The following is a 13,074-nucleotide window of genomic DNA, read 5'->3' as shown; positions in this document are numbered from 1 at the left end:
CTCTTTTATGACTTCACATAATATCAGTACAGTTTTGTCTTTTTTGTATCCCATTTATTGATTAACCTCACTAAGAAATGCCATTACAATGGGGATATCAGTAATACGAGGTAATCCATGAATGATAATAAAATGACCCCATTAGAGCGCAAAGCAACATGGGGACTAGGCACTGTTTTTTCTCTTCGCATGCTTGGCATGTTTATGGTACTCCCAGTTTTAACCACCTATGGGCTTCAACTACAACACGCAACAGAATCACTCATCGGATTAGCCATCGGTATTTATGGATTAACACAAGCGGTATTCCAAATTCCTTTTGGTATTTTCTCTGATAAATTCGGCCGAAAACCGATAATTGTTTTCGGCTTAATTATTTTTATTATTGGTAGTTTGATTGCAGCTCTCAGTGACAATATCTACGGCATTATTATTGGTAGGGCATTACAAGGAGCGGGAGCTATCTCAGCAGCAGTGATGGCTTTATTGTCTGATTTAACGCGGGAACAAAATAGAACAAAAGCAATGGCCTTTATTGGTATTAGCTTTGGGATAACGTTCGCTTTAGCCTTAGTTTTAGGACCTATTTTAACGCATATTTTCGGCTTACAAGGTCTTTTTTGGGGCATTGCCCTACTCGCCTTTGGTGGCATTATTATTACGCTTTTTACTGTACCGAACAGTGAACATCATATTCTTAATCGAGAATCTGGTTTTGTCCGTGGCAGTGTCAAAAAAGTCTTATTTGATGCACAACTTCTTAAGCTTAATACCGGTATTTTTTCTCTACATACTTTATTAATGGCAGCCTTTGTTGCGCTTCCTCTTGTCATGAGTGAAGCTGGCTTAGCAAAAGAGAAACATTGGATTGTTTATCTTGTCACTATGCTTATCGCCTTTATTACAGTATTGCCTTTTATTATCTATGCAGAAAAGAAACGAAAAATGAAACAAGTGTTCTTATTCTGTATTTTCTTACTGATTGTGGCTCAGGCAATTCTTATTATTTCAGGCTCTAGCTTGTGGTTAATTATTGCGGGTATTCAGGTCTTCTTTATTGGCTTTAATATTATGGAAGCCCTCCTTCCTTCATTAATCAGTAAAGAAGCGCCAGCAGGTTATAAAGGTACAGCTATGGGAATTTATTCCACCAGCCAATTTTTAGGTGTGGCATTGGGCGGAATTTTAGGCGGATGGCTTTACCAGCATTATAGTGCACAAATTGTATTTTTAGGCTGTTTAATGATTGGCATTATTTGGTTTTTCATGAGCCTAACATTACGCCAACCCTCTTATGTCAGTAGCTTACGCGTTGAATTACCTGAAAATCTATCTTCAAGCCAACAACAGCAACTACAACAATTATTTAAGCAACAACCAGGTGTTAATGAAGTTATGATTATGGCGGATGAACAGAGTGCTTATATCAAGGTTGATACTAAACAAACACCAAGAACAACATTAGAATCTTTAGTGTCTTCTGTTTAAATATCAATAAATCCAAATAAAAATGCGCTGTTTATTTCAGCGCATTTTTTTATGACTCAATGGATAAACAATTAGTCACGGAAGTTGTTAAATTGGAAAGGTTGCCCTAATTCACCTTCTCTTACTAATTTCATCACAGCTTGTAAGTCATCACGGGATTTACCTGTAACACGCACTTGCTCGCCTTGGATCTGGGCTTGTACTTTCAATTTACTATCTTTAATCAGCTTAACAATTTTCTTCGCTAATGCTGAATCAATACCTTGTTTTAAGGTGGCTTCTACGCTGTACATTTTTCCGCTGTGAGTCATCTCTTCAGGGATATTTAATACCGCACCATCAATCCCTCTTTTTGCCATTTTCTCACGCAGAATATCTAATAATTGTTGAACCTGAAATTCAGATACACTGGTCGTTTTCACTGACTCTGATTTTTCGTTTAATTCAAAGCTTGCTTCAACGTTACGAAAATCCCAACGAGTAGTCAGTTCACGTTGTGCGTTTTCCACCGCATTACGCACTTCATGTAAGTCAACTTCAGATACGATATCAAAAGATGGCATTCTTTCTTCCTCAATAAATAAATACAACCCGAATAATAGCTTCTTTTAGGGTTGCAAAAAAGCATTGCACATTCAATAACAAATTTATCCCTTTAATTTCCTCTTACAGTAAAGCGCAAACATACTTTAAACAGAGAAGTATAATCAATGTTATAATTTTAGCTAAATAGTCTAATGACCGTCAGTAGCCACCTTACGCTATTACGATTTGCAAAAAGAGGCACAATGAAAATTACCGTTTTAGGGTGTGGTTCGATTGGTAAACTTTGGGTTGCAGCTTTAACACGTCAATCTCATGAAGTACAAGGTTGGCTAAGAATACCTCAGCCTTTTTTAGACGTGAGTGTTGATAATATTAATGGCGAGCCTTTTTATCAGCGCATTATCGCTAATCAACTGGAATGGTTAAAACAGAGTGAATTATTAATTGTTTGCTTAAAATCTTGGCAAGTTTCAGATGCGGTTAATGCGCTATTGCCTTATCTTTCTGCACAATGTCCTATTTTATTAATTCATAATGGTATGGGTACTGCCGATGAATTAACAGCAACACAACACTCAGTCATCAGACCTATTTTACAAGGTATTATTACTCATGGTGCTTATCAACAAGGACAAGATGTTATTCATACCGCAACAGGAATAACACATATAGGTCCATTAAACCATGTAGCTCAACAATATAGCTATTTAGCAGAAACCTTGCATCATGCTTTACCCGATGTCGCTTGGCACAATGATATTCATACAATTAGTTGGCTAAAACTTGCTGTTAATTGTGTTATCAACCCTCTTACTGTTTATTATCAATGCCGTAATGGGGATTTATTGCGTTATCCTGAACATATTCAAAAAGTATGTGACGAAGTTTATCAAGTTATGGAACGTGAAGGTGTTATACCAACATCTCAAGCCCATCTTCATGGCTATATTATTGATACGATAGAACAAACGGCAAATAACTATTCCTCTATGTATCAAGATGTGAAATATCAACGCCATACAGAAATTGACTATATTACGGGTTATTTATTACGCCGAGCTTCAGAACAAGGGCTTGTATTGCCAGAAAATAACCACCTTTTTCAATTTATTAAACAACAGGAAGGCAATTATGACCATATCAGCGCTCATCTGCCTAGCTAATGGAAGTGAAGAAACTGAAGTCGTGACTACCGCAGATTTGCTGGTAAGGGCAGGTATTAATGTCGTGCTTGCAAGTGCAGAAGATGATGTTGATGAACTTATAATTACATGTTCACGAGGCATAAAACTTGTCGCAGATGCCCCCTTAGTTCGTGTTGTCGATCACCACTATGACGTTATTATTCTACCCGGTGGATTACAAGGTACTGAAACATTAAGAGACAGCCCTTTAGTCGTTGAGAAAGTACGCCGCATGCACAGTGAGAATAAGCTTGTTGCTGCGATTTGTGCAGCACCCGCAATGATCCTTGAATCTCATAATATTTTTCCCATCGGCAATATGACGGGTTTTCCTGCATTAAAAGATAAAATCTCATCGAAAAAATGGGTTGATTATCGCGTCTATTATGATGAAAGAGTTAACTTAATTACCAGCCAAGCTCCAGCAACATCTATCGATTTTGCACTAAAAATTATCGAACGCTTAAAAGGCAAAGAAGCTGCAGCAGATGTTGCCAAACAGCTTGTATTACCACCCGGTATTTATAATTATCAAGATGAATTTACAGGGTTTGGGGATAAATAGATAAACTGTACACTCATAACAAAATATCCCCACCTAATTCATTTATCTTATTAATAGGTATATTATTTATTAGTTGGGGATTAATTTTTAAGACCTATTTCAGTCGTTATTTCTTCATATCAGATTTTAAAATAAGTGTTGAGAGGTTAAAATAGAACCAACTTCTAAAGGATGTGGCAAAATGAAAACTCTTCAATACCGCAAGAACTTACCTAAACTTGTTACTTTAATTTCTATGGGATTAGCCACTGTTCCTGCTGAAAGTTTTAGACATAAACAATCATCGTTGATCCCCAATATTCAATACTCTTTTGCATCTCCTGTATCTAATCAACTTGTTGCTATTCCGATTGATGATGCTACTGAAAAAATGAGCACTTTAGCTGAGTTACTCAATAGTGACTTAACTAGATTAAAAAAAGAATGGGAAAACCATGAAAATTTATTTATTAGCCAACACATTTATGAACAAATAAATAAAAATATAAAAGATATAGATACCTCTTTAGTTGATATAAAAAATGTCCTTGCATCGTTTTTAAATAACGATATCTCAAAAAAAGAAAGCATTCTTTTATTTGGTCGCTCTTTAGCAATGTATAGAAGTGTATTAACTGAGATTGTTTCATTTATAGAACAAACTCATCAGCCATTAAAAACAACAAATAAAAAACCCAATGTAACTAATGCTGAAATGCAGAGATTAATACAATCTGAGCATATAAAATTAGGGCTTGATATACCTAAATTTCATAGTAATTGATATTTTATGACTCAAATATCAATACATCCTGATATTGAACATAAAACTATCGCCAATGAATATGCTCACTTATTAAAACTTTGGAAAGAAGACAATATATTATCTAATTATTTAGGTGCCAATGGTCGCTGGGAAAATAATGCCAAGTTATGTCAATCTCTTATTTCTAAAATACATATTAGAATGCCACTTGAACCAGGATGGAATAAAAAGACATCCCAAATACAAAGAAAATCAAATCATTACTTGGTTTACTGTCAACATTGGCTTTACCCAAACAGATATCAAATTATTGCTATTATGTCGCCCAATGCTCATGAGATAGCAAAAACATCATTTCTGGCTGTATTAGAGAAAAGAGCAGAAGAATTTCAAAATAATTTCTAATAAGCTATTATCAGTAACCCAAAAAGCCACTTCTCAGTGGCTTTTTTATTCGTAAGATCAAATCGTTAGCGTATTATTTTTTACGATAGACTTTAACGTTTTCAAAACCTTGTTCACGCAAATAAAGCGCTTGTAAGCGGCTCATCATTCCGCGATCACAATAGAGCAAATAAGTTTTGGCTTTATCTAAATCACCAAACTGAGTGCTTAATTTATAGAAAGGTAACTCTTTAACATCAACACCGTCTATCTTTAATGGTGAGGTTTCTTGCTCTTCAGGTGAGCGGATATCCAAAATAACATCGTTAGCACCAAATTCAGATACCATTTCAACTTCAGTAACTTGCTGTACGGTTTCTTCTGCAATACGACGAATATCCATATTCTTGGCGTTTTCAACAACGTTATCAAGAATAGAAAAATCAAACTTCTCTTCTTCCGCTTCGATCTTCGCTTTTACTGCTTTCACTGTTGGGCTTTTTGAAATAACACCACAAAATTCTGGCATTGTACGAGCAAAATCTTCTGTGCCTATTTGGCGAGCAATATTGATAATGTTCTCTTTATCATGCGTGATAAGAGGGCGTAAAATTAACGTATCAGTCGCATTATCAATTAAACGTAAGTTAGTTAAAGTTTGGCTAGAAACTTGGCCTAATGCTTCACCCGTTACAATCGCTTGGACACCATAGCGTTCTGCAACACGGGATGCGGCACGTACCATCATACGTTTTAATACAACGCCCATTTGACCATCATCGACTTTTTCTAAGATTTCTGCGACAACAGGTTCAAAATCAACAGCAACGAAATGCACTTTATGTGAACGGCCAAAACGGTTCCATAAATAATGAGCAACTTGTTTAACGCCAATTTCGTGGGCAGAACCACCTAAGTTAAAGAAACAATAGTGAACTCGGCTACCACGACGCATTAACATATAGCTTGATACACCTGAATCATAACCACCAGAGATCAGTGATAAAACATCTTCCTGTGTACCAATTGGAAAACCTCCAATACCTTCATAGCGCGCATTCACTAAAATAAGTTTGTCATCTTCAATTTCTAAATTAATGGTGACATCTGGACGCGTTAATTTCACTTTTGCGCTTTCAACGTGTTGGTTAAAACCACCACCAACATAACGCTCAACTTCATTTGAAGTAAAACTGTGCTTACCACGACGTTTGGCACGAACACAAAATGTTTTGTTTTCAACTAAATGCTTAAATGCCGCAAAAGTTTGCTCAAAAATATTGTGTAAATCAGTATACGGATGCTCTTCTACTTGTAAAAAGTGATGAATACCAGGAATACGTGTTAATGCATCACATACCGCTTCACTTTTGCTTTCATCTTTACTCACAACAACAATGTTATCCCAATTGCGGACAACTGTGATTTCATCACCTAATGTATTAAGTACATTACGAATATTGCTAGTGAGAATTTTGATAAAACGTATACGAACAGATTGGCTTTTGATCGTAATTTCGGGGAATAATTTAATAATAAACTTCATAGTCAATGGTCATAGGTTATTAAGTAGAAACATAAACTACAGTGATGTTAATTGACTGGAGTTTATAAAAGTCACAAAGTATATCACCAATATTTAGGGCTCACCCGCAAAAATCATCGACTGAATAAGAAATTTTCTTCTCACTTGTAGTAAGATGATCGCTATTATTCAGCGCTAACATGCTTTATTATCAAAAATATTATGGCTAAGAAAACGACACCAATTAACGAAGACATCGCACAAGCACCAAGTTTCGAAGCATCTATGCAAGAACTTGAGCAAATCGTAAACCGTTTAGAATCCGGTGAACTCCCTTTAGAAGAAGCGCTTAATGAGTTTGAACATGGCGTTCGTCTAGCCCGTGTTGGACAAAAAACATTACAAGACGCTGAACAGCGTGTTCGTATTCTTCTAAAAGAAGACGATAATGCAACTCCTGATGATTTTATCCAAGAGGCAGAATAATTGAGTAACGCAACTTCAAGTACGGATGCGTTCCGTCAGAAATTAGATTCCGCCCACCAGCGTGTTGATCATGCATTAAACCAAGCGCTATCCGCTTTACCATTCACTGACATGCCTCTAGGTAAAGCCATGCATTATGGTGCTCTTTTAGGTGGAAAGCGCTTACGCCCTTTCCTTGTTTATGCAGTGGGTGAAATGTTTAAAGTCCCCGCACTTAACCTTGATGCACCAGCCGCCGCAGTGGAATGTATTCACGCTTATTCTCTCATTCATGATGATTTGCCTGCGATGGATGATGATGATTTACGTCGTGGTAAGCCTACATGTCATATTGAATTTGGTGAAGCCAACGCAATTTTAGCGGGTGATGCATTACAAACACTCGCCTTTGAGATCTTAGCAAAAAACCCAATGCCTGATGTTGCAATGGCTGATCGTGTTGCAATGATTTCTGAATTAGCAACAGCCAGCGGGCTTGCAGGTATGTGTGGCGGTCAGGCACTTGATCTTGAAGCCGAAGATAAATCGATTGACCTCGCATCTCTTGAAAAAATCCATTTACACAAAACAGGTGCATTAATTCGTGCAGCTGTTCGCTTAGGCGCATTTAGTGCTGGCTCAAAAGGCCATGATGTATTACCCGCACTAGATAAATATGCCCACTCTATTGGCCTTGCATTTCAAGTACAAGATGACATTTTAGATGTCATTGGCAGTACGGAAGAAACTGGGAAACGTCAAGGTAGCGACCAAGAGTCAGGAAAAAGCACGTATCCAGCCCTCCTTGGATTAGAGCAAGCTCAAAAGAAAGCACAGGAATTGTATAACGAAGCACTGGATGCCTTAGCGTTTCTTGAGCAATACGAGTACGATACAACCACGCTTAAACAATTAGCGAGTTTTATCGTCGAACGGAAAAACTAATAAAAAATAAAGAGAGCAGCTTACCTGTTCTTTCCCTATTACAAGTGATTAATTAATAGGCATCACATGAGCATTGATATCGAAAAATATCCCACATTGGCGTTGGTTGAAACACCAGAAGATTTGCGCCTATTACCAAAAGAGAGTTTACCTAAACTCTGTGATGAGCTAAGGCTATTTCTTCTTAACAGTGTCAGCCGCTCAAGTGGTCACTTCGCCTCAGGTTTAGGTGCTATTGAGTTAACGGTTGCTCTTCATTACGTCTATAAAACCCCTTTTGATAACCTGATTTGGGATGTTGGTCATCAGGCCTATCCTCATAAGATCTTAACGGGTCGCCGTGACCGCATTGATACTATCCGTCAAAAGAATGGGTTACACCCCTTCCCTTGGCGAGAAGAGAGTGAATACGACAAACTTTGTGTCGGTCACTCTTCAACCTCTATCAGTGCAGGTTTAGGTATGGCTGTCGCCGCTGAACAAGAAAAGCTGAACAGAAAAACAGTTTGTGTGATCGGTGATGGGGCAATTACTGCGGGTATGGCTTTTGAAGCAATGAATCACGCAGGAGATATTGAACCAGATATGCTCGTTGTACTTAATGACAATGAGATGTCGATTTCAGAAAACGTTGGTGCATTGAATAATCACCTTGCGCAATTGTTATCTGGCAAACTGTATACCACCTTGCGTGAAGGTGGAAAAAAAGTCTTTTCAGGTATTCCACCCATTAAAGAATTACTTAAAAAGACAGAGGAACATATCAAAGGCATGGTTGTCCCAGGCACCATGTTTGAAGAGTTGGGCTTCAACTATATCGGTCCTGTTGATGGCCACGATGTTATTGCATTAGTACAGACATTAACTAACATGCGTGATCTAAAAGGCCCTCAGCTTCTGCATATTATGACTAAAAAAGGTCGTGGATATGCGCCTGCTGAGCGTGATCCAATTAGCTGGCACGCAGTCCCTAAATTTGATCCTCAAACTGGGACATTACCTAAAAGCCCTAATGCACGACCTACATTTTCCAAAATTTTTGGTGACTGGTTATGTGAAGAAGCCTCAACCGATCCAAAACTCATGGCAATTACCCCAGCTATGCGTGAAGGCTCTGGTATGGTGCGTTTCTCAAAGGAATACCCTTCACAATACTTTGATGTTGCGATCGCAGAACAACATGCCGTTACCTTTGCAGCAGGTTTAGCAATTGGGGGTTATAAGCCGATTGTTGCTATCTACTCAACATTCTTACAACGCGCTTACGACCAAGTGATCCACGACATTGCCATTCAAAAACTGCCTGTTTTATTTGCTATTGATCGTGGTGGTATTGTGGGAGCAGATGGTCAAACTCACCAAGGTGCTTTTGACCTCTCATTCTTACGCTGCATTCCTAATATGGTCATTATGGCGCCAAGTGATGAAAATGAGTGTCGCCAAATGCTTCACACAGGTTATCACTATCAAGATGGTCCTGTTGCCGTACGCTATCCAAGAGGCTCTAGTGTTGGTGCACAATTGCAACCACTTAGTCCACTACCTATGGGTAAAGGTATTATTCGTCGCCAAGGCAAAGGTATTGCGATTTTAAACTTTGGTACATTACTACCAGAAGCGTTAGAAGTTGCTGAAAAACTTGATGCAACTGTGGCTGATATGCGTTTTATCAAGCCTCTTGATAAATCACTTATCCTTTCTCTGGCTGAACAGCATGATATGTTGGTAACGCTAGAAGAAAATGCCATTATGGGTGGTGCTGGCAGTGGCGTAAACGAGTTACTCATGCAAGAACGTTGCTTAATACCTGTCCTAAACTTAGGTATACCTGATCTGTTTGTACCACAAGGTGGACAAGAAGAGATCAGATCTGACTTAGGATTAGATGCAGAAGGTATTGAGAAATCAATTAAGGCTTATCAAGCTAACTAATTGAATTAAAATGATTAAAAAACCTCTCCTAATTAACCACAGGAGAGGTTAATGTATTTCTAGGCTGTGATTTATCTACTTTTATCATACTGGTTTACATTTCCACACCCCATATTGTCGCCCTTATTACAACCTTGTCCATCATCACATTTTTATGAAATTCACTGAAAATAACCTCTTTCCTTCTTGAATCCATTCAGCGTTAATTTATTCAATCAGTTAGATTTTTCTTTCTTTTTGTTTGCCAACGAAACGTTTCGATCACGCTCACAATATGAATAAATCAAACTTGTTTTCCCACCTTTCTTTTCTACTATGTAGACAGCGAAACGTTTCGCTGAGGAGGAAACATGAAAAAAGGTGTATTACTTAATAGTCCTATTTCGAGTGTAATTTCACGTTTAGGACACACTGACAAAATCACTATTGCAGATGCTGGATTACCAATTCCCTCCTCTGTTGAACGAATTGATCTTGCTCTCACTCAAGATATTCCTGACTTTATGTCAGTCTTACAAACCGTTACCCATGAAATGCAAATCGAAGCGGTGATGCTGGCGGAAGAAATTAAAACCATCAATCCCTCTCTGTTTAATGAAATCCTCTCTTATCTCAATTTATTAGAACAAGAGCAGAAGAAACCTATTCAAATAATGTATGTTTCACATGAAGCATTCAAAAAGCAACTTACTGAAAATAAAGCTGTTATTAGAACCGGTGAATGTACGCCTTATGCCAATATTGTGTTGTTTTCTGGTGTGACTTTTTGAGGGCAATATGGAACCTTTACTTGAACTTAAAGATATTGATAAGTCATTCCCTGGTGTAAAAGCACTATCAGGTGCCACACTTCGAATTTATCCCGGTAGAGTAATGGCACTCGTAGGTGAAAACGGGGCAGGCAAATCAACACTAATGAAAGTGCTGACTGGGATCTATAAAAAAGATGCGGGTGAAGTCATTTATCAAGGCAAAAGCTGTGCTTTCAATGGTCCCAAATCTTCCCAAGAAGCAGGAATAGGCATTATTCACCAAGAGCTTAACCTTATTCCAGAATTAACCATCGCAGAAAATATCTTCTTAGGTCGTGAGTTTACTCGTGCTTTTGGCGCTATCGATTGGAAGAAAATGTATGCAGAGGCTGATAAGTTATTAGCCCGATTAAACCTTGCTTACAGTAGTCACCGTTTAGTGTCTGAATTATCGATTGGTGATCAGCAAATGGTAGAAATCGCAAAGGTTCTTAGCTTTGGCTCAAAAGTCATCATCATGGATGAGCCAACAGATGCGTTAACCGATACTGAAACCGAATCTCTATTTAGCGTTATTCGTGAACTAAGAGATCAAGGTTGTGGCATTGTTTATATCTCACATCGTCTAAAAGAGATCTTTGAGATTTGTGATGACGTGACTGTACTGCGAGACGGCCAGTTTATTGGTGAAAAACCTGTCGCCTCATTAAAAGAAGACACTCTGATTGAAATGATGGTGGGGCGTAAGTTAGAAGACCAATACCCTCGTATTAATATCCCTCAAGGAAAAACCAAACTTAACGTCATTAACCTCAGTGGCGAAGATGTTCATGATGTCAGTTTCTCATTACATGAAAGCGAAATTCTGGGCATTTCTGGATTAATGGGCGCGGGTCGTACTGAGTTAATGAAAATTATCTACGGCGCATTACCTAAAACCAATGGCACTGTTGAATTAGATGGTAAACCCTGCCAAATCAAAAAGCCGGTTGAAGGATTGGAACAAGGCATTGTTTACATTTCTGAAGATAGAAAGCGTGATGGTTTAGTGCTTGGCATGTCGGTAAAAGAAAATATGTCTCTGACAGCCCTTCGCTATTTTAGCCGCGGTATGGGTGTGCTTAATCATAAAGAAGAGCAACTCACTGTCGGTGATTTTATTAAATTATTCAATATAAAAACCCCTTCAATGGATCAAACGATTGGCTTTTTATCTGGGGGAAATCAACAAAAAGTGGCTATCGCAAGAGGCCTAATGACTCGCCCTAAAGTGCTTATTCTTGATGAACCCACTCGTGGCGTTGATGTGGGCGCTAAAAAAGAAATTTATCAGTTAATTAATAAATTTAAACAAGAAGGATTAAGCATCATTTTAATTTCTTCTGAAATGCCTGAGGTAATGGGAATGAGTGACCGTATTCTGGTTATGCATGAAGGTCGTATTAGTGGTGAGTTTTCCGCTCACAATGTCACACAAGAAATGCTAATGGCAGCGGCTGTTGGTAAACAATATGACGCTAAAGTAGGAGTTTGATATGAGCACGAATTCAATTCCAGCGTCAAAACGTTGGTTCTCAAAAGCTTGGCTATTAGAGCAAAAATCGCTGATTGCATTGCTACTTCTGATTGTTGTGGTTTCCACACTCAGCCCTAATTTTTTTACCTTAAACAATATTTTCAACATTCTCCAACAAACATCGGTTAACGCCATTATGGCGGTTGGAATGACGCTAGTTATTTTAACATCTGGTATCGATTTATCTGTTGGTTCATTGCTTGCATTAACAGGTGCCGTTGCCGCTTCTATGGTGGGTGCGGATGTTAATGCGCTTGTTGCTGTTGTTGGCGCATTGGCATTAGGTGCCGCTATTGGTGGTGTAACAGGAATTATCGTTGCTAAAGGTAAAGTTCAAGCCTTTATTGCTACGTTAGTCATGATGTTATTACTGCGCGGTGTTACTCGCGTCTATACCGACGGTAGCCCTATTAATACCGGATTTAGTGATAATGCCGATCTGTTTAGTTGGTTTGGTATTGGTCGCCCATTTGGCATTCCAACGCCAATTTGGCTCATGATGATTGTCTTTTTGAGTGCATGGTATTTATTACATCATACCCGTTTAGGTCGCTATATCTATGCACTAGGGGGTAATGAATCAGCCACTCGCTTATCGGGTATTAGCGTCGATAAAATCAAAATCATCGTTTATTCATTATGTGGTTTATTAGCCGCCCTTGCGAGTGTCATTGAAGTTGCTCGACTTTCATCAGCACAACCAATGGCAGGTAATGGTTATGAACTAGATGCGATTGCTGCCGTTGTTCTCGGTGGTACCAGTCTTGCAGGCGGTAAAGGTCGTATTATCGGTACATTAATTGGTGCACTTATTCTAGGATTCTTAAATAATGCACTGAATTTATTAGGAATATCATCAAACTATCAAATGATAGTAAAAGCGGTGGTCATCTTACTTGCTGTTTTGGTAGATAACAAAAAATAACTCTCTATTCTCTTAATCCGAACCCCGACAGGAACTTATATT

13 protein-coding genes are annotated in these 13,074 nt (G+C 38.3%); 11 read left to right on the top strand and 2 right to left on the bottom strand.

The window, feature by feature from the left end; all coding sequences use genetic code 11:
- Positions 1–117 precede the first annotated feature (117 nt).
- Entirely contained in the window at positions 118–1,488 is a 1,371-nt protein-coding gene (locus JEP71_RS07340) for an MFS transporter (protein ID WP_198626007.1), read from the top strand.
- Between the two features lie 71 nt (positions 1,489–1,559).
- Here the strand turns inward: JEP71_RS07340 and JEP71_RS07335 are convergent, their stop codons facing one another.
- Complete coding sequence (locus tag JEP71_RS07335; RefSeq protein WP_109371718.1) at positions 1,560–2,051, bottom strand: YajQ family cyclic di-GMP-binding protein; 492 nt, start codon at positions 2,049–2,051, stop codon at positions 1,560–1,562.
- Positions 2,052–2,276: 225 nt separating this feature from the next.
- On the opposite strand from JEP71_RS07335, the gene panE reads away from it, so the two are divergent.
- The 4 genes from panE to JEP71_RS07315 all read left to right on the top strand — a co-directional run bounded on the left by panE (position 2,277) and on the right by JEP71_RS07315 (position 4,933).
- Positions 2,277–3,197: a 2-dehydropantoate 2-reductase gene (gene panE / locus JEP71_RS07330; protein ID WP_198619351.1), complete on the top strand. Its 921-nt coding sequence runs from the start codon at positions 2,277–2,279 to the stop codon at positions 3,195–3,197.
- A complete protein-coding gene (gene yajL, locus JEP71_RS07325; RefSeq protein WP_160229993.1) occupies positions 3,166–3,783 on the top strand; it encodes a protein deglycase YajL in 618 nt (205 codons plus the stop codon). Before panE ends, yajL begins: the two co-directional genes overlap by 32 nt.
- Before the next feature lie 181 nt (positions 3,784–3,964).
- Complete coding sequence (locus JEP71_RS07320; RefSeq protein ID WP_198626005.1) at positions 3,965–4,546, top strand: hypothetical protein; 582 nt, start codon at positions 3,965–3,967, stop codon at positions 4,544–4,546.
- Between the two features lie 6 nt (positions 4,547–4,552).
- Entirely contained in the window at positions 4,553–4,933 is a 381-nt protein-coding gene (locus JEP71_RS07315) for a type II toxin-antitoxin system YafO family toxin (protein WP_198626003.1), read from the top strand.
- Between the two features lie 73 nt (positions 4,934–5,006).
- On the opposite strand, the gene thiI is transcribed toward JEP71_RS07315, so the two are convergent.
- Complete coding sequence (thiI, locus tag JEP71_RS07310) at positions 5,007–6,458, bottom strand: tRNA uracil 4-sulfurtransferase ThiI (RefSeq protein WP_109371728.1); 1,452 nt, start codon at positions 6,456–6,458, stop codon at positions 5,007–5,009.
- A gap of 201 nt (positions 6,459–6,659) precedes the next feature.
- Here thiI and xseB point away from each other — a divergent pair, with 201 nt between their 5' ends.
- The 6 genes from xseB to rbsC all read left to right on the top strand — a co-directional run bounded on the left by xseB (position 6,660) and on the right by rbsC (position 13,032).
- The gene (xseB, locus tag JEP71_RS07305) at positions 6,660–6,923 is read left to right on the top strand and encodes an exodeoxyribonuclease VII small subunit (RefSeq protein WP_023580876.1); all 264 of its coding nucleotides are present in this window, start codon (positions 6,660–6,662) and stop codon (positions 6,921–6,923) included.
- Positions 6,924–7,847 (top strand): (2E,6E)-farnesyl diphosphate synthase, encoded by a 924-nt coding sequence (ispA, locus tag JEP71_RS07300; RefSeq protein ID WP_198619350.1) that lies wholly within the window; start codon positions 6,924–6,926, stop codon positions 7,845–7,847.
- A gap of 66 nt (positions 7,848–7,913) precedes the next feature.
- Positions 7,914–9,779, top strand: coding sequence for a 1-deoxy-D-xylulose-5-phosphate synthase (gene dxs, locus JEP71_RS07295; protein WP_198619349.1), 1,866 nt, complete (start codon positions 7,914–7,916; stop codon positions 9,777–9,779).
- A 350-nt stretch (positions 9,780–10,129) separates the two neighbouring features.
- On the top strand, positions 10,130–10,549 hold the full coding sequence (gene rbsD / locus JEP71_RS07290; protein WP_198619348.1) for a D-ribose pyranase: 420 nt from the start codon (positions 10,130–10,132) through the stop codon (positions 10,547–10,549).
- 7 nt (positions 10,550–10,556) lie between these two features.
- Positions 10,557–12,065: a ribose ABC transporter ATP-binding protein RbsA gene (rbsA, locus tag JEP71_RS07285; protein WP_198626001.1), complete on the top strand. Its 1,509-nt coding sequence runs from the start codon at positions 10,557–10,559 to the stop codon at positions 12,063–12,065.
- Position 12,066: 1 nt separating this feature from the next.
- Complete coding sequence (gene rbsC, locus JEP71_RS07280; RefSeq protein ID WP_069368591.1) at positions 12,067–13,032, top strand: ribose ABC transporter permease; 966 nt, start codon at positions 12,067–12,069, stop codon at positions 13,030–13,032.
- Positions 13,033–13,074 lie beyond the last annotated feature (42 nt).

The sequence above is a fragment of the Proteus sp. PR00224 genome, from assembly GCF_016238105.1.
GTDB lineage: Bacteria > Pseudomonadota > Gammaproteobacteria > Enterobacterales > Enterobacteriaceae > Proteus.
The sequence above is the reverse complement of the archived record's forward strand: the minus strand, read 5'-3'. Positions and strand labels throughout refer to the sequence as shown.